A 19544-nucleotide genomic window follows, 5' to 3' on the forward strand; every position below is an offset into this window, starting at 1 on the left:
GCTATAAGTATAACAGCTGTCGCCGAGAAATAGTTTTTAAATTTATAATTTTAACATAAGACCAGCCATTCCACCCCCATAAAAGGTGTTTCTCGTGCGGTCCCGCCGCCAAGCTTTCCATTGTGTGCCCCCAGCAGATGGAGCATCTTCGTCTTTTTCGGCATAGTTAAAACTCGGTGCTAGAAATAAAGACAGGCTGTTGCTCAGCTGATAAGTGGGAATAATCCGAAATGAAGACCGGTGATTATCCAGCATTTTAAATTTATCGGTCAGATGGTTGCGTGAGACTATTTCGCCGCGTACCGAAAACTTCTTCCTGCGCAGCAGCACTGCGCCCAAACCCGCTTCAAAAGCATATTTCGATTGGCCATCATCTGCAAGCGCTGCTTGGACCGACAGGATGCTGTACAGGACCCGACCGCCCGAACGGAACTGCAGGCCCAGATAACTTTCTTCATCTATTGCCAAGGACAGGTTCCGCTCGCCATTTTTGATCAGGTTTAGCAAGCCGATTGGATAGTCGCTGCTGTCTGCGATATTGATTATCCCCCCTAACTGAACACCTTTGACTCGTTTGGCCTTGTTCATTATACCGGCAACCTGAATGCCGACATCGGCTGCGCTGTTATTTAATAACCCAGCTATTTGTACGGTTCCTTTAGCTTCTTTGGCCGTATTTGCGATTCCCGCAAGCTGTACGCCACGCACTGTATCAGCTTTGTTGATTACGCCTGCAACTTGTACACCGTTCACGCTGGCAAAAACCCGATTGGCAATGCCCGCTAGCTGCGCACCGCCGACATTTCCGCCTACAGCATTGAACACACCCCCTACCTGCACCCCGCGCATATCATACTGGTTGATATTGAATACCCCGCCCAACTCGACTCCGCTGACTCCCGCCGTAGCACCGCCAATGATGTTTAAGGAAAACTTGTTGACAATCTGTGAACGTATAAAACCGTGGGAACTCAGCCCCGGTGTCATGGAGATCTGGTAAGGACTGTACAGGAACAACCCACCCAGGTTCATGCTTTGTATCCGCTGGGCTGGCGATAGAAAAACCCTGCCAAAGAAAGAGCGATAAAGGCCATGATCTTCCTCATAACCTTCAAAATAGCCATATTCCCGCTTCTTCTTATGACCTACTCTCGCTTCAATAGGGAAAATCACCATGACGCTGGTATCCCGGAACGTCTCCTTGCTGACGTTAACAGCGATCAGGCTGCTTTTTTTCTTGACATCGAGCTCGAAATAGCCATTGTCGTCACTCAAGGTCGACAGTAATGCACTACGGTCAAAGATACTGGCATTGGCAACTGGATTATTGGTGCGTATATTCTTGACGTATCCGGTAATGACCGCCCTGTTTTTTGCAGGGGTGTGCACTTCAACATCCACCGACATTCGCTGAGGCGTATACTGCACGATAATATGTCTACCCAATTCCTTAAAGCTATATTCTTTGCCCAATAATCCATCGAGATAACCATACAATGTACCTCGGTAAGCTTGAGGATAAAGGATGCTATCCAGCTGCAAGATATTTCCGTTAAAGGAGAACAGCACATCCTGTTGCTCCTTTAGGACTTTAAACACTTCGCCTACCGTCGTTTTTGGATAAGCGGGCATGTTGACTGTTGCTGCGAGTTTCTGCTGTCCCAGCACCCCTAAAGAGGTGCTCAGCAGTAAAAATATCATATAAAATCGGATTCCGCTATTAGCAAATAATATCATAATGCAGTTTGTACAATTTCGTTTCGAAAACATGGTATCACTTTAGATTATCGTGTCAGGTGAATTTCCTTATCTTTAACAATGACTTTTAGTCCTAATGATTCCCGTATCACTTTAAGTATCTCCGTCAGGCTGTTCTGTTCAAAAGTAGCTGTCAGAAGAAGCTCTTTATCCGACGGTCGGTCAATAATGATCTGGTAGTCATATGCACGGCTTAGCAGTTCAACAGCCTTCTGTAAGGGTGTATTTTGAAAGACAAACTCCCTATCCACATAGTATTTGTAGAATTTATCCGGTACAGCTTTCTTTTCTACGCGCATCGTATCGGTATCGTTGACCGTGATCATCTGCTCGGGCCGCAGCAGAACTTCCTTATCTGCATAGGCCACTTTGACCAGACCTGTCGCTACGATCACTTCGGTGGCGTGGGCTAGACGACGTACATTAAAACTCGTTCCCAAAACGGTAATCTTCGTTGCGCCTGTTGCAATCACAAAAGGGTGATTTTTGTCCTTGCGCACCTGAAAAAATACTTCCCCTTTTTTCAGCTCTACATTTCTGTTTTTATTGGTCCACGAGCTCGAGTAGGTCATTTCCGTATTTCGATTGAGTGTGACAGCAGAGCCGTCAGGTAATGAATCCTGCCGCACAGTCGCCTGGCTGACCAGCAGCATTTGCTCCCGGTGTGAACGGTCAAACACATAAAATCCCAGAACAGAGAGCAACAGAATACTCGCCGCAGCCCACCAGTTCCACTTCATTACCTTGATCTTTCCTTCGGACACTCCAGCGCGCTCCGCTGCCCGCTTATCCCTAGCGACCTTAAAATCCATCCATGCTTTATCCACATCCACTTCTGGTACCTCCAAGGGTTTGGGTAAGCTATCCCATAACTTTTTCATTTGTAAGTATGCCTCTCTATTATTAGCGTCCTTTTCTAACCATTCCTGTACGATAGCGCGTTCCGCTTCGTTTGTTTCACCTACGAGATATCTTTCCAATAACTCCTTATTCATGGCATATAGATAAGATAGCAATACGTTTTTTACTTTCAGGTACTCTGCCCTGTTGTCTGCATCCTCCTCCAGCCAGCTTTGGATGAACCTGTTCTCTGTTTCATTGGTCTGCCCAATGATATATCTTTCTAGTAGTTCCTTATTCATAGCTTATAGATGAGGTAAAAAATAATCAATGTCAGATAGTCCATAAGTTCGGTACGCAGATGACGCAGTGCCCTGCTCATATGTCCTTCCACTGTTTTTATCGAAAGATCCAAAGTAGCGGCGATGTCCTTGTATTTCATTTCCTGGAATCGGCTGAGCTCGAAAACCGTCCGGCTCTTTTCTGGGAGTCCCGCCAGTGCCAGCTGTAGCTTTTTATCAAGATCTTTGGTGCTTTCGTCCACAGCCGGCTCCAGTTCCTGCCGATGGATTTCATAAGACTGATATTTAAGCTTACGCTGTTCTTTTTTTAACACATTCATACTTTCGTTATAAATAGCACGATACAAATAGGACTTTAGTGAGGTATGAACCTGGTGCTCCCAGTCCTTTTCCCAAAGTCTCAAAAACACCTGCTGGACGACCTCCTCTGCACTCTCACTATCCCCCAGGTACCTGAAAGCATACCGGTGCAATTCTTTGTAATGCGCCCGAAAAAGCTGCTCGAAATTTTTCTCTTTATTATCCGACATTTGCCAAATCTACCATATGATTACACAATCTTCTTTAGGAGTAAGACAACCTTAGCAACAGTTACCCTTATTTATTTTTTATTTTTTTTTGCTGCATTCAGCTTGATTGCATTAACATCTCAGTCAACCGACAGACTGTCAGACCATAGCGGTTACCTGGAAAATACAAATTCTTACGTGCATAAGTACTCCCGGGATTAAAGGTAGTCGTTCTGAAAATAGAAAATGTTTTTTTTCTGAGGGTATATTGATTTTCTATTGTCATAACCTAAAAGACATTACTCATTAAAAAAACAAAAAAACACAATTGACAATGAAAAACACATTAAATGCGACTTTAGTGGCACTGACACTATTGGGGACAGCAGGTATTGCACAGGCGCAAGAAATCACTTACGGCATTCAGGTAGGGAGCAATTACCACATGACTTCTTTCGGCAATAAAACAGTAAGGGACAATAACGGGAAGGTAGGGGTATCGATAGCCGGATTTGCTCGAATTGGTGACCGTCTATTCTTTCAGCCGGGCATTGGTGCGAGTTTGTTCCGAAAAGAATACACGTTTGAAGGCACTCTAAAGACTCCTAAGTTCTACCAGATCAATCTTCCGCTACAAGTTGGATACACAGTACTGCAGAAGGACGATTTTATCCTACGCGGTATGATCGGCCCGCAAGTGAACTACGATATCAAAACGGTAAAATCCAGTGCGAATACCGAATACAAGAAATTTTCATTTGATGGCAGGGCCGGTATCGGGGTAGATGTCAGCCGCTTTACCATCGACGCATACTACAGCCACGGATTTACCAGTATCGACAAGACGCTTGACGCGAAGAACAAAACAGTAGGAATCATGGTGGGGTACAAATTTTAATGGCTACCGTAATTAGCTAATTTGCAGCGCCATGTCCCCTCATGCATGGCGCTGCACTCCATATTTGGAAAAAATGATTTTATTTTTTGTCAATAATTACTATTTTAGCGCTACCAAAATTATTCCAAACATCTCGATACGCAGGATCTATCCTATCTGGTATTGGAGGAATAACTCGGGATGTAGCGTAGCCCGGTATCGCGCCAGCATGGGGTGCTGGAGGTCGTCGGTTCAAATCCGGCCATCCCGACGGAATTACAAAGACCACTTAATTTGTCGTAATTAAGTGGTCTTTTGTTTTTATTGCCGCTCATTTAAAGCTTTTTGCACAACAAACAGCTCCTGTTCAAGCATAAAACTGATAAGCCAGTGCTTGCCGATTTTAGACGCCACCAAATTACGGGGTGTGTTTTCGCTCGATTCATTTTCCAACTGGACATAGGCATGCAGCAATACAGGGTCTCCGATCTGCTTAAAATTCATGCCATCTATCAAAATTGTTTTTATTCCATGGGTGAAAGCATCACCATATTCGTAGAAAAAGCGAAAATCGTCGCCGTCCGGAACAAGAATGTACCGATCATAAACCTGATCCGAAAGTTTTATCGGCGGTATGGAACTTTGGTGGTTACACGAAAAGAACACTAATTCATTATCGATTTTATCATAATAAAAGGCCTGATCTAACGACTGCAAATACCCTGGATGCCAAGGTAGCTGGTCGCTGATCTTTGCTGTTTGGTCCACCGCCAGTTTATCGTTCACGGTCAGGTGATAAATGGTTCCGTTTAGCTTAAGAAGAATGGGAAAGCTTCCGGAAGTTCGAGTCATCGATGCAAAAGGTAGATATTCTATTTTTTCAGTGGTCATCCCCGCTTCGGCCAACAATTTATTCAGACTTTTTTGCACGACTAGTTCCCCTGTGTTGCTTTTGAAACACAACAATTCATAATGGACGGTTTTGTCCTTATGATAGAGAATATAGCCGTACTCATCCATCATATAAGAATGATCCATAATCAGATCTTTTGCTGTCACTAAGAGATTTTTTACGTCCAGCTCTTTGTAAAAATGGCTCCCGTCCTTAGCGATTTGTGGCGTATAACGGCCCCACTGAAATTGGCCGTTAATCGTAAACAAATCCCCTGCTTTTACCATGAAATCCTTAAAGGCCCTTGCATTGGGCTGCTGTGCAGATGCAATCGTTGCTGTCAGCAAACTGCTATCGGCCGGATCTATGACAAGAAGCTGCTGATCTTTAAAATTACGATACTCCGGTTGGGGATGTAATCTGATCAGTCTGTGATTTGTTTCATCCAGTGCAAATAAGGCCGCTGTCTGTTCCGCAAAGGTTTTGGACCATATCTTCGCCTTCGCCCTCTGTAATTGTTGTTTCGGGTGTAGATGAATGACACTGTCCAGCCATGTCTTCCATTGTGCCCGTGTGGCGTCTTCGGCGGGCACCGACAGCAGTTCCATTGAATTGCTGAGATACTTTAAGCGCTCTTTTGCAAGTTCGGCTATTGTCATTGACCGATAATCATGTATAGAATAGCCTCCATCTGGCGTTTCGGCACAGCCCACAGCGTGCACAGTCACCCGTCTCTGATTGTTGAGATTGTCGATCCAGCGCGGCATGTCCGTCAGATCACGGTAGTCACTAAAATCAGTCCATTCTACCGTATCCTTCAGACTAGACCGTTCAAAAAGACTGGATGGGTAACGCCGATTTTCCGTCTCGATTTTGTCGTTGTTATGAGCATTGAAAAATGCGATATTTCTCGTATAATAACAGTCTTTGACACCCGGCACGGCAACGATTTCAAACGTAAAGTCTCGGTCGTAGTTATAAAATAAATTTCCGCGGTCTGCAAAAAGCGGAATTAACACAATATCTTCCGTGCCGAGACGTTTAGCGTCGGTTTCGCTCAGATGAAGAAAGAATCCATTTTCAGGAACGTAAATATCCCCTTTGTTGAGCACAAATAGCAATCTTGTCATGGCTGCACTGAGCTGCACAACTCGATAGTCCGATTTGAACCTTCCCGTAACCGTCTGAGTTCTTTCTATCGTATCCGTTTGCTTATGGACTGTTCCGCTGCGCATAGACCTACCGCTACCACCATGACATTGAGAAAAAACCGCTAGCAAAAGCATCAAAAAGACCTGTCTGAAAATTATTGCCTTCATTATTTCATCAGTAATATATTTAAATCAAGTTACCGTTTTTCTTATCGTTTTCAAAAGATAAATGCATAGCCATTTTTCCATGCTATTTCAAGCTTTCGATGTAGTCTTGCTTTACGAGCTCGCTCACAAAAAAAGGCATTTAAACTACAACTATATCTGTGTAGTTTAAATGCCTTGATGAGCCTGCCTTTGCTGTTATGGAGACAGGCTGTTTTCCACGGATTATTAATATCCCGGATTTTGTTTCAGGTTAGGATTAACTGCTATTTGTTGGCTAGGGATTGGATATACGAGTGTTCGCGGATCCGGATCGGCAGCTTTTTCCTGCCAGGCCAGCAAAAACTTGCCGAAGCGAATCAAATCCTGCCTACGCCAGCCCTCCCAGTACAGTTCCCGTGCACGTTCATCCAGTAAATTGTCCAATGTCAGTGCTGCGAGTGCTGAGACATTACGATTGACCCGGATACTATTCACCAAAGCCAAAGCATCTACCGCCGTACCCGTACCGCCACGCAATATCGCTTCCGCCTGCATAAGCAATACATCGGAGTAACGGAAAACCACCCAATCGTTGTTGCGTTGGCCCGAGACAGCGTAATCAAATGCGTATTTCATTGGGCGAATACCTGCGGTTTCCAAGGTCGCACCCGAGGTGCGGATCGTCACTTCGCGTGTAAAAGACAATGGTGCACTAGAGGGGTTACGCGCCATCAAGGGTTTATTTGTGCTCCAGTTATATTGTTGACCGGCAAAAAATCCTACATTCTGACGCTTAAATGCTTTTTTCCTGTTTGAGGTCGTATCAGCAGCATATTCGTAATATATGCCTCTACGCTCATCTGAAGCGCTGAACTTGTCGTAATAATCCGATAAAGTGCACCAGCCGTTCCAACCGCCGGGATTCATGTTATAATGAGCAATAGTATTCCAGGTACGGTCCACATTACCCCCTCTCTCACCATTCTTATTGAACAATGTGAAAATGTTCTCGGTCGATTTCACATCATTGTCTGGGGCAAAGTTATCAAAATATTTACCTTTTGCCGACACAGTATATTGTCCTGTAGCAGTGATTTCCTTTGCCAGAGCGATTACTTTATTCATATCTTCTGCTGCAAAACTGGGCGACTGTCTATTTATAAATGCACCCTTATTGAGGTAAATTTTCATCAGCAAGGTTCTCGCCGCATTTCTATTAGCGACATATGCAGCACCGCTTGCAGGTAGGCTAGCCAAGATCTCATTGAGATCTTTGACCATATAGTCAATAGCCGCTTGAGGTTGTAATACCTCGGGCGAAATCCTAAAATCCTCCAAGGCTTCACCTTCTCGAATCGGAACAACTCCATAGAGGTCAAGAAGATCAAACATCGCCAAAGCACGAATAAATTTAGCCTCCGCTGCTTGTTGGGCGTTGGGCTTATAGCGCAGCACGTTGCTGGCATTATATATAGCAGTTCCCAGGCTGACAAAAGTATTGTTCATGTAGGCGTTATCTGCATTCCAGGTATGCAGATGGATGGCCCTGTGCATGCCATTGTCGTCCCAGTCCCCTCCGCGCGTAGGTGCCATCGCCGCGTCCGTCGATATTTCCTGCATAACCCAGCGCTGCTCCTGTTGATAGGGCGTATTTAATGAAATATAGGCTGTTGTCAGCAGCCCCCCAGGTTCAACATTAGAAGTACCCTCTTCCAATTCACCTTTAAATTCTTCCTTCAGTTTGGTACAAGATAAAATACTTGTGGCAACTGAACCAATCATTCCGATATATAATAACGTTCTTAATTTCATCTGTCTCATAATTTTGTTATCCAATGACATTACGATTATTAAAGTGAGAAGTTAACCCCCAATAGAATATTTCTCGCGGGTGGGTATGGTAGATACTCGATACCCAACGAAGGAATACCATTGGTCGACCCATCTGTGTTAACTTCCGGATCAAATCCAGTGTACTTCGTAATAATAAATAAGTTCTGTCCTGTCAGTGACACATTTAGATTCTTGAATGTCTTACCTAAATCACCGACACGATAACTTAGTGTCAAATTGGCCAGTTTCAAATAGTCTCCCTTCTCTAAGAAACGTGAAGAAGGCGCTGCAGAATTAGATGTAGACTCTTTAACGGAGGTATCAAAAAACGCTGATCCGATATTCCTTGACGATAAATTGGTCAACCCAAGCCCCGTGGCAGCAGTATTGTTAAATAGGTAATGCCCGAGTGCACCGTTCATGTTGGCAGCCAAGGAGAATTTTTTATAATTCACATTTGTCGAAATACCCAACAAAGTTTTAGGATTTGGGCTGTTCATATAGAACTTGTTGACAGCCGGGTCGTTCTTGCTGCTTATACTTCCATCCAGTCCGCGATACATGCTCATTCCTGTTTGAGGATCAATACCCTGATAATCTGCCAAATACCACACATTCAAGGGCTGCCCGTTCACCATGCGCTGCCCAAGTACTCCAGAAAATCCCTGGCCCCGTAGCGCCCCTGTTTCGTAATAGCCAACTAAACCACTGACACTATTTTTCAGGAAGGTGGCATTACCGGTCAGATCCCAGGTCCAGTTATCGTTTTTGATGATTGTACCTGTCAATGCTATTTCAACTCCTTTATTGACAATTTCGCCGTCTAGATTCACCCAAATTCTTCCTGCAGGTGCTGGCTGTGCGAGTGTTTGCTCAAAAAGGGCATCCGTGGTTTTCTTATTGAAATAATCAATAGAACCATATAGGCGGTTGCCCCAGATGCCAAAATCAATCCCCGCGTTCAATGTCGTGGACGTCTCCCATTTCAGGTCCGGGTTACCATAGTTCGCCTGACTGATGCTTTGATTACCAAATACCAATCTATTCAGCGATGCCCCAGATGGAAACTCCTGATTACCTGTTTTACCCCATCCCAATCTAACTTTAAGCTGGTCAAATATACCGTTCGATTTCAAGAAATCTTCTTCAGCAACATTCCATGCAACCGCAAGAGATGGAAACATTGCATACTTATTATTCGATCCGAATTTGGTCGAACCATCCCGTCTTATCGTCGCTGTGACTAGATAACGGTTGAGATAGTTAAATCCACCCCGTAAGAAAAGCGACTGCAGCTGGTTGGTCGGGCTCCGATAGGAAGCTATTTCCCGGGTCGCAACCGGAGAATATTGGATATAATCGAAATAATCTAGTCCCATATAACTGAATCCCTTGCCAAAGGAAATATTGTTGTTAAAATTGTAATCCAGATATTCGTAACCAGCGACAGCGTTTACGCTCCAATCATCATTAATCTGCTTGTTGTAAGAAAGCATGTGGGTCATCTGCAGATTTGTCTCGCCATTATTGGAAATAAAGGCTTCCTCATCGTTGTTTTTTGAGGGATCAATAAGACCAGCTCTATACATTCCTTGGCGGTTACCGGTTTGCCGCATCGCACTATAGATAAAACGATACTCCAGATCATCGGTAATTTTATAGTATGGCGCAAGATTGACAACCAAGGTGTTGGTCGTTGCTAAGTCTTTAAATGCATCTATGCTTGTCAGCGGATTCCGGGTAGTTGTGCTGACAAAGGTTAGGTTACCTTGTGCATCCCGTAACGGGCGTGTCGGATTCCATTGCAGCGCCTGTGATATAACGTTTCCTTCCGAACCGACCATTGCGTTGATTGGCGCATACTTATTATCCATTTGCGTCAGGAAAAGTCCGAAATCAAGTCCTAACCGCTTGTTTTCCAAAAAGCGAAAGTTACCGCTGAAGTTGGCCGTATATTTTTTGAGCTGTGAGCCCCGAATAATACCATTTTGGTTAAGATATCCGCCCGATAAACGGTACTTACCATGTTCTGTCCCGCCCGCTACATCAGCATAATAATTTTGTGTGATCGCTTTTCTAGTAATCGCCTTGAAAGCATCTTCATTACCACCAAAATCTGCGTCATCAACCTCGTTTGGTGTGTAGTATTTCAACGCTTCTCTAAATCGGGAAGCATTCAATACGTCAGGATATTCACGCATCGTAGATACACCAGCAGAGGCACCAACAGATACTTCTGGTGATCCCACCTTTCCTTTTTTAGTCGTAATAATCACCACACCATTTGCTCCACGAGATCCATAGATCGCCGTAGCCGATGCATCTTTGAGGATGTCCATGCTCGCAATATCTCCAGGGTTCAAATAAGTTAACGGATTACCTCTGTCGGAGGAGAAACCGCCCCTACCCTCAGGTAGAGGAGAATTGCCCGACATCGGCACCCCGTCGAGCACAAACAACGGGTTATTACTTGCCCGAATGGACGAATTTCCACGGATACGAACAGTTGTCGATCCGCCAGGTTGTCCTGTATTGTTGATTACCATGACCCCTGGTGTTTTTCCTTGGATCAACTGGTCGGGACTCGTCATAATCCCTTTGTTGAAGTTTTTTGCGCCGATCGTCACCATGGACCCCGTTAGATCTTTCTTTCGTGCGGTCCCATAACCGATGACCACCACTTCTTCCAACCCTTGATCTGTACTCGGTTCGAGCGCAATAGACATGTCGTTTCCGACGATGGGAACCTCTTTGAGCGCATAGCCAATGTAGGATACCTCAAGGAATTTGGCCTCATTCGGAATGTTCAACGAAAATGTACCTCCGGCATCCGTTGTGGTGGCCGTACTCGTTCCCTTGACTTTGACCGTGGCCCCCGTCAATGGGCTCTGGGTCTCATCCACAACCTTACCTTTCAATACCCGCGTCTGAGCTGCGGCAATAAAAGTGACCAGCAGCATGGCTGGCATCATTACACATTGCGCAAGTAGTTTGTTTTTCATACGCTTTTAAATTATTGGTTTAATTGATTAATATGTCTGAGCAAATCCACTGCTCAACACGATGTGATTTTACTGTGTCAAAACGATAGCTAAATATCAGTGTGATCCAAAAACAGCAACCATATGATGCTCAGTCCTCTGCAAAAAGCACCTATACTGAGGCCTCTTCGAAAGCCATGCTGGCAGCGACTCCACTCTTAGCGCGGATAGTATATAAGCAACTCGTTGAAAAATGCGAATACAGCCTTTTGCTGTCGTTAAATTAGGGCAGGACATAAGTTTAATTTTGGTTATTTCTTACCTATAAAAATCGCCAAATCCATCCGTTCATACCAATCACAGCGTCTCAATTTTATATCAGAGCGTATCAGCAAATCTCTTTTTTTTCTTTTTTATTGCCTATTTTTAGGTGAAGATTATACACTTTGATACGAATAACCATTATACCTATCCTATACCTACTGCTTGCCTGGTCCAATCTGCAGGCACAGTCCCTCTATTTTAAAAGCTATCAGACCACCGAAGGACTGTCAAACAATACCGTCACGTGTATCACTCAGGATGTACAGGGCTTTCTCTGGCTGGGAAGCCGGAACGGGCTAAACCGCTTTGACGGCAACAGGTTCAAGATTTTCAGACATAATGTAGCGGATTCGCTGAGTATCGGAAGCTCCTCGATATTGAGTTTGCTGACCGACCAGCGGGGTATGATGTGGATCGGGACCACACGGGGGACGTACCGTTACGATCCAGTAAGAGAACATTTCCTTTTTTTTGACAAGATACCAGCTGGTGAAGTAAATAGCATTAAAGAATTTGCAGGTTATATCTGGATTTTGTCGAATGGAAAGCTTTATTGCTACAACCCCTTCACCTCCGACCTACAGCCGGCTAATCAAGACAAAAGCAAGATCACGACGATTTCCTGTACCGGTGAAAACGGTCTGTGGACAGTAGATGACAAAAATGTACTTAGACAATATAGCAAGCAGCGGGGCTTTACACAGGTCCAGCTTGCAGATCCGGAAAAGCAATTGTCAGCAATCAAAACTATATATCCAATAAATGATTCTCTGCTGCTCGTCGGTACAACCAATGCGGCTTACCTGTACGATAGGAAAAAGGCTTCGCTCCAGAATATATTTGCAGGCAGCTTTCCGCAGCAAGTCATTCAGGTAAACTGCATTATAGAGCAGTCGCCTGGGCTCTTTTGGTTTGGCACAGAATCCGGAATATATAGCTATGCAATCGCTACTCGTAAAGTACAGCGGATCAAAAAAGACTTTTTCAACCCATTTGCACTATCGGACAACGTAGTACTGGATTTCTACAGAGACCGGGAAGACAATATTTGGGCCGGAACATTCTTCGGCGGTCTCAACCAATATAGCAGGCAGTTTGATAACTTCAAAAAATATCTATCTGGCTTTGGCCGCAATGCGCTTTCAGGAAATATCGTACATGAAATCTACAAGGATTCGTACGGCTACTTCTGGATCGGCACCGAAGATGGGGGGTTAAATAAACTTGATCCAGCTTCCGGTCAAATCAGCCGATTTACTGCTGATGGCAAGCCGGGCAGCATAACACACAATAACATCCACGGTCTGGCTACCTATAAAAACGAGCTGTGGGTCGGGTCCACCACACATGGTCTCGATGTGCTGGATGTCAAAACTGGAAAGCTCAAACGACATTATGACCAGATCGGCCAAGGCGGTTTACAGAGCAATTTTGTGGTCTGTATTTATAAAACCAAAGATAATACTATGCTATTGGGAACGGACCGTGCCCTCTATGCCTACAATATCCATACGGATAGCTTTGATCTAATGCCCATCGCAGCCTGGATCCAGGGCATCTATGAAGATAGCGACGGTATCCTTTGGGTAAACACTTATGGGGATGGCGTATACCGCTACCATCGGCATACCGGAGCTATAAACAGACTTTATTCTACACCGGGCAAACGCCATAGTCTGGTCAACAATTATGTCAACGGCTTATTTGAAGACAGTAAAAATAATATCTGGCTAAGTACAGAAAGCGGGCTTTCCAAATACCGTCGTGATGGTACCTTTACCAACTACCTCACCGAATCTGGTCTACCTTCCAATCAGGTTTTCAAAGTGCTTGAAGATGATAACCGTAGTATTTGGATCACCACCGGCCGGGGGCTGGTACGGCTAGACGAAGGGAGAGCCAAACGGGTGATCTATACCTCGAGAGACGGTCTTCCGGCAGATCAGTTCAATTATAATTCAGCTTTTAAAGACGAGGATGGAACGCTCTATTTCGGAACCATTAAAGGCATGGTCAGCTTCAACCCCAAGAAATCTATTAAAAATAGCTTTGTGCCGCCCATATTTATCAGTAGTATTCAGATCAACAACAGCGAAATCGCCGTAGATAAGGCCGGACCACTACCCCAGTCGCTCTCCCTGACCAAAGAGATTAAGCTGAGCTACGACAATTCCAACATCAGTTTTAATATTGCTGCACTCAGCTTCGTTTCTCCCGAAAGCAATACATACCGCTACATCATGGAAGGGTATGACAAGGGTTGGACTGATATCAAGGGCAGCCAAAAGATATACTACAATAAACTGCCACCAGGCACGTATACCTTCAAGTTTAACGGAGCCAATAACAACGGTATCTGGAATCCGGCCGGAAAGGAACTGCGGATCATTGTATCGCCCCCTTGGTGGTCATCGACCTGGGCTTATATCTTATATTTTTTAACACTAAGTACCATTGTTGCTCTGATCCTACGGTACTATTTCCTATTGATCAAAGCAAACAATGCACAAAAAATGGATAATTACGAGCGCAAAAAAGAACAGGAAGTATATAACCTCAAACTTGAGTTTTTCACCAACCTGGCGCATGAGATCCGTACACCATTGACCTTGATCAAGATGCCGCTGGAAAAACTGATTCGCACAAGTGAGTTCCAAGACGGGGACATGCTGAATGATCTGGCCCTTATCGACAAAAACACAACCCGGCTGATCAGGCTGACCAATCAGCTCCTGGATTTTAGAAAAGCAGAAACAAACAATATGAGCCTTATCTTTACAAAAACCGACATCAACAGCTTACTACTGGACGTATTCAATGACCTTAATGGCCTGGCAAAAGAAAAGATGCTGCAATACGATCTTTCCCTACCACGGATCACGCTAACCGCACAGGTCGACGAAGAAGCCTTACGCAAGATATTTACCAACTTGGTCCACAATGCGATCAAATATGCTGCCCAACAGGTCCATATCAAGCTGCTGCCTTTCAACAGCGATGATATCATGTTCAATATTGAGTTCCGCAATGACGGCGACATCATTCCCTTTGACAAACGGGAAAAAATCTTCGAACCTTTTTACCGTCTGAATGAATCCAATAAAGACACTGGTACCGGCATCGGCCTGCCCCTCTCCCGTTCACTCGTCGAACTGCATCAGGGTTCTTTATCCTTGGTCTTCACCGAAGAAAACCGCAATATTTTTCTGCTTTCGATCCCCATCCTACAGGAGCAATCACTCGATATCAAACCCCTACTCGAAGAAACGACAGTACAGGAAGACCGTAAACTATACCCAACAGAAGATGGCAATACTGAAAAACCCATTGTTCTCATTGTTGAAGACAATAAAGAAATTTTGGCCTATCTCAATAAGGAGCTAAAGACCGATTACACGGTATTGCGAGCCAGCAATGGCATCGAGGCATTGGAAATCCTGGATCGTGACAATGTGCAGCTGGTACTGACAGATATCATGATGCCAATTATGGATGGTATCGCGTTATGCAAACGCATTAAAAACGATATTCTTTATAGCCATATCCCCGTGATATTTCTCACCGCAAAAAATGCACTGGACGCCAAAATTCAGGGCCTGAAAATAGGTGCCGACGCCTATATCGAGAAACCTTTTTCCTTAGAATTTCTGACGGTACAGATCCGTAATATCCTGAACAACCGAAAGATCATCAAACAATATTTCACCAACTCTTCGGCCACTAATCTGACCGACATCAATGTCTCAGCGCCTGACAAAGACTTTATCAGCCAGCTCAACAACGTTATTTATGAACATATTTCTGACATTGATCTCAATGTCGATGAACTGGCACGGCTGATGAATATGAGCCGCCCAACCTTATACCGCAAGATCAAGGGCTTATCAGATCTCACGCCCAATGAACTAATCAACATATCCAGGTTAAAAAAAGCGGCTGAGCTGCTTGTTCAGAGAGAATATAATATCACGCAGATCTCCACCATGGTCGGATATAGTGTACAGTCCAACTTTTCGAGAGATTTCCATAAACATTATGGTATGCCACCTAGTGTTTATATGGCCGAAAATAGCTGATCTGACAAAAAGTTGAGAAACCCTGTATCGAAACTTTTGGGTATAAGGTGGCAGATTATACCGAAAAAGAACCAAATATCCATGAAATTTGGTTCTTTTTCAATTTAGCTATCTAGCCTCACTGTTTATTTTTCGGAACAAAGAAGGCGGCCAGAAACATAAATACGCCCGCCAACAGCAGCCCGTAGATAGATTGGCCCTGAAAAACTAATTTGATGATCATTCCGCCAAAAAAACCACAGACAATCTGCGGCAGCGTAATGAAAAAGTTGAAGAGCCCCATATATACCCCCATCTTGGTAGCAGGCAGATGATCGCTCAAAATTGCATAAGGCATGGCCAAAATACTTCCCCAGGCAATACCAATGCCGATCATAGGCAGTATGAGCAGATTAGCATCTTTGATCAGAAACAGCGAAATTAAGGAGAGGCCGCCGACCACGAGACCAAAGGCATGGGTTGCGCCACGGCCGTAGCGCTTGGCAATCCTGGGGATAAAGAGCGCATAGACTGCCGAAACACCATTGTAGATCCCAAAAAGTACGCCTACCCAGTTTGCTGCTTCCATATAAAGGTCCTGTCTGTTCCCCTCATGGAGATAAAAAACCGATTCGGCGATCGCTGGCGTCGTATATACCCACATCATGAATAAAGCAAACCAAGAGAAAAACTGTACCCAACCCAGCTTTTTCATGACAACTGGCATGGCTTTGATATCACGCATGATAGTCCCTAACCCAAAGACTGCTGTACTTTCTTCCGTCTGCACAGCGCTTTCGTCAAAAGACCGAAGTTCCTGCGGACTATATTCCCTTGTTTTTATAACTGACCATAACACTGTACACAGCAGCACCAATCCGCCAGCATAAAATGAGTAAATCACATTTTCTGGCACATGGCCGGCCGGAGCAGTGCCTCCAAAGCCCAGGTATTTAGTAAAGATATAAGGCAGCAGTGAGCCGACGACAGCGCCCACGCCAATGAGGAAGGTCTGGACAGAAAAGCCAAGACTACGCTGCTTACTGGACAGATTATCGCCGATAAGCGCCCGAAATGGCTCCATGGTCACATTGATTGATGCATCCATAAACATCAATAGGCCAGCTCCAATCCATAGGGGGGCTATCAATGCGGTAAACAATGCCGCATTAGGCATCAAGAACAAGGTCAACGTGGTCAGGAGCGCACCAATCAAAATATAAGGTCGCCGACGTCCCAAACGGGTCCAAGTCTGGTCGCTATAATGGCCGATAACGGGCTGAACGATCATGCCTGTGATCGGTGCCGCCAGCCAGAATAACGACAAATGTTCCACATCAGCCCCAAAAGTTTGCAGGATACGGGAAGCATTGCCGTTCTGCAAAGCAAAGCCCATTTGTATGCCTAAAAACCCAAAGCTCATATTCATGACCTGGCGTATACTTAATTCGGGTTTATTTCCCATGATAGGTTATCAAAATTTAACACAAAATACAATTTAATTCCCATTTAGCCACCATCCACAGCATGGCAAGGCAGAGCCTTACCTGTTGTGGACATGTATTTTACCGAACTTGAGCAATCTCCCTTCGGCTATGTGCAGCCAGTACAAACGAATCCGATACCGTACGGATATTTGCCGGGCTATCGCTGATATTTTCGATCGTATAGGCATCAGCAGACACGGTAATCAGCAAGGTTGCTCCCCGAAACAAGATGCGGAACTTATACCCTTTCCACTCCGGCGGCAACATCGGATTTAAATATAGCTGCCCATTGCTGACGCGCATGCCTGCAAATCCCTCCACTATCGTCATCCACGTGCCTGCCATCGATGTAATGTGCAGACCATCCTCCGTATCGTTATTATAATCATCGAGATCCAGCCGTGAGGTCCGCAAATAGAATTCGTACGCTTTGGCGGCTTTGCCAAGCTTGGCGGCCAATATCGCATGCACACAGGGCGACAACGAACTTTCATGTACCGTCAAAGGCTCATAAAATTCAAAATGACGAGCCAGCGTATCCTGGTCAAACTGATCCTCCAGGAAATAAAAACCCTGCAGTACATCGGCTTGCTTGATATAACAGGAGCGCAGGATCCTATCCCAACTCCACTTTTGATTGATGGGGCGCTGTGCCGGGTCCAGTTGCTGTACTGGAATCAATTCTTTGTCGAGAAAGCCATCCTGCTGCAAATATATTTTTCTCCTATCATCATAAGGATAGTAGATATTATCGATAATATGCTTCCAGTTTTCACGTTCTTCAACAGCGATTTTGAGTTTATCCAACAAAGCTGTATAAGTCCCCGGCGCCTTGCTTTCGCATTGTTGCAAGCAGTTCAATGTATATTCCAGACACCAGGATGCGATCCGGTTGGTATACCAGTTGTTGTTGACATTATTTTCATACTCATTTGGCCCCGTGACTCCCAGCATGACATATCGCTGTTTTTCGGCGCTCCAATTCACACGTTGCGCCCAGAATCTGCTAATGGCGACCAGTACATCTAGGCCATGCGTCCAAATATACTCCTGATCGTCTGTATAGCGTACATAATTGTAGATGGCAAACGCAATAGCCCCATTGCGATGGATTTCTTCGAAAGTAATTTCCCACTCATTATGGCACTCCTCCCCGTTTATGGTCACCATTGGAAAGAGCGCAGCACCCCCACTGAATCCTAGTTTTTCCGCGTTTTCTATGGCCTTGCCCAGTTGTTGATACCGATACAGTAGCAAGTTACGGGCTATATGTGGCGATTGTGTTGCCAGATAAAATGGGATGCAATAAGCTTCAGTATCCCAATAGGTCACACCACCATACTTCTCACCGGTAAAGCCTTTTGGTCCGATATTTAATCGGGCGTCTTCGCCGGTGTACGTTTGGTTGAGCTGGAAGATATTATAACGGATGGCCTGTTGCGCAGCAACATCACCAAAGATCTCGATATCACTTTCAGCCCAGATCGTCGCCCAGGCAGCAGTTTGTTTCTCCTGCAGTCGCTCAAAGACGTCGCTTTGCAAGGCAATTAAATGCGCCGAAGCAGCCTCCCTTAAATGCTCTTTGGGATGATTTTCCGAGGTGACAATGGCCACCCTCTTTTCTATACAGAGTGTCTGCAAACTGCCTAATGCCGTCACATAGTTCGCAGCCATGTACCCTGTATCAGAGGTAACGGTATTGACCGCTACGGCTTTTTCGTCAACGGTAACGCGTGTTTCCAGCTCAGCACAGACTTCAAATGCCGTTTTTTTGGTACGTGAAGATACAAAGAGATTGGCTCCATGCTGTCCTTGGGCGATAGGTTCCCAAAATTTCTCTTCGTAGTTGCTATCTCTGTTTATCACCTCAGCGTCTAAAAAAGAGCTGACCTCCACATGCAGATCTGCCGTAAGCGCCTGCAACCGGTACTGTAGTGAAGCCGTTTCGGATGCGAAAAGATGATACATACGACTGGCTTCCACCTTCACTTGGCTACCGTCAGGCATAGAAGCGACAAAACTCCGATACAGAATCCCCCGTTGCATGTCCAGGCGACGCTCGAAGGAGCTTAGGCTGAGCTGAGCCAGATCCAGACGCTGACCATTGATCCGGATATCCAGGCCTATCCAGTTAAAAGAATTGATTACTTTGGCAAAATATTCAGGATAACCGTTTTTCCACCAGCCTACCCGCGTTTTGTCGGGGTAATAGATCCCCGCTAGATAAGATCCTTGTAATGTCTTCCCACTGAAATATTCCTCAAAATTGGCTCTTTGCCCCATCCGCCCATTTCCAATCGCGAAGATGCTCTCTGAAAATTCATTGTGCTCAGGTCTAAACTGATCTTCAATAATTTGCCATGGATCGTGCTTAATATATGTTTTCAT

General features: G+C 44.9%; 10 protein-coding genes and 1 tRNA gene. 3 read left to right on the plus strand and 8 right to left on the minus strand.

The window, feature by feature from the left end; genetic code table 11:
• Positions 1-42: 42 nt before the first annotated feature.
• The 3 genes from K7A41_RS02395 to K7A41_RS02405 form a co-directional block, all read right to left on the minus strand.
• The gene (locus tag K7A41_RS02395; RefSeq protein WP_265712446.1) at positions 43-1701 is read right to left on the minus strand and encodes a hypothetical protein; all 1659 of its coding nucleotides are present in this window, start codon (positions 1699-1701) and stop codon (positions 43-45) included.
• Between the two features lie 83 nt (positions 1702-1784).
• Positions 1785-2900, minus strand: a complete 1116-nt coding sequence (locus K7A41_RS02400; protein WP_265712447.1) for a FecR family protein — start codon at positions 2898-2900, stop codon at positions 1785-1787.
• Positions 2897-3430 carry an RNA polymerase sigma-70 factor gene (locus K7A41_RS02405; RefSeq protein WP_265712448.1) on the minus strand — a complete coding sequence of 178 codons (534 nt, stop codon included), beginning with the start codon at positions 3428-3430 and terminating at the stop codon, positions 2897-2899. The genes K7A41_RS02400 and K7A41_RS02405 overlap by 4 nt, the downstream gene beginning before the upstream one ends.
• A gap of 313 nt (positions 3431-3743) precedes the next feature.
• Between K7A41_RS02405 and K7A41_RS02410 the strand changes: the two genes are divergently transcribed.
• Entirely contained in the window at positions 3744-4307 is a 564-nt protein-coding gene (locus K7A41_RS02410) for a porin family protein (protein WP_028069798.1), read from the plus strand.
• 176 nt (positions 4308-4483) lie between these two features.
• Positions 4484-4557, plus strand: a tRNA-Pro gene (locus tag K7A41_RS02415).
• A 50-nt stretch (positions 4558-4607) separates the two neighbouring features.
• On the opposite strand, the gene K7A41_RS02420 is transcribed toward K7A41_RS02415, so the two are convergent.
• The 3 genes from K7A41_RS02420 to K7A41_RS02430 all read right to left on the minus strand — a co-directional run bounded on the left by K7A41_RS02420 (position 4608) and on the right by K7A41_RS02430 (position 11311).
• On the minus strand, positions 4608-6497 hold the full coding sequence (locus K7A41_RS02420; RefSeq protein WP_265712449.1) for a hypothetical protein: 1890 nt from the start codon (positions 6495-6497) through the stop codon (positions 4608-4610).
• 225 nt (positions 6498-6722) lie between these two features.
• A complete protein-coding gene (locus K7A41_RS02425; protein ID WP_028069796.1) occupies positions 6723-8288 on the minus strand; it encodes a RagB/SusD family nutrient uptake outer membrane protein in 1566 nt (521 codons plus the stop codon).
• Positions 8289-8326: 38 nt separating this feature from the next.
• The gene (locus K7A41_RS02430; protein ID WP_265712450.1) at positions 8327-11311 is read right to left on the minus strand and encodes a SusC/RagA family TonB-linked outer membrane protein; all 2985 of its coding nucleotides are present in this window, start codon (positions 11309-11311) and stop codon (positions 8327-8329) included.
• 425 nt (positions 11312-11736) lie between these two features.
• Here K7A41_RS02430 and K7A41_RS02435 point away from each other — a divergent pair, with 425 nt between their 5' ends.
• The gene (locus K7A41_RS02435) at positions 11737-15690 is read left to right on the plus strand and encodes a hybrid sensor histidine kinase/response regulator transcription factor (RefSeq protein WP_265712451.1); all 3954 of its coding nucleotides are present in this window, start codon (positions 11737-11739) and stop codon (positions 15688-15690) included.
• 118 nt (positions 15691-15808) lie between these two features.
• Here K7A41_RS02435 and K7A41_RS02440 read toward each other — a convergent pair whose 3' ends face one another.
• Positions 15809-17134: an MFS transporter gene (locus tag K7A41_RS02440; RefSeq protein ID WP_265712452.1), complete on the minus strand. Its 1326-nt coding sequence runs from the start codon at positions 17132-17134 to the stop codon at positions 15809-15811.
• 100 nt (positions 17135-17234) lie between these two features.
• Positions 17235-19544, minus strand: coding sequence for a family 65 glycosyl hydrolase domain-containing protein (locus tag K7A41_RS02445; protein ID WP_265712453.1), 2310 nt, complete (start codon positions 19542-19544; stop codon positions 17235-17237).

This window comes from Sphingobacterium sp. InxBP1, from assembly GCF_026191775.1.
GTDB classification, from domain to species: domain Bacteria; phylum Bacteroidota; class Bacteroidia; order Sphingobacteriales; family Sphingobacteriaceae; genus Sphingobacterium; species Sphingobacterium thalpophilum.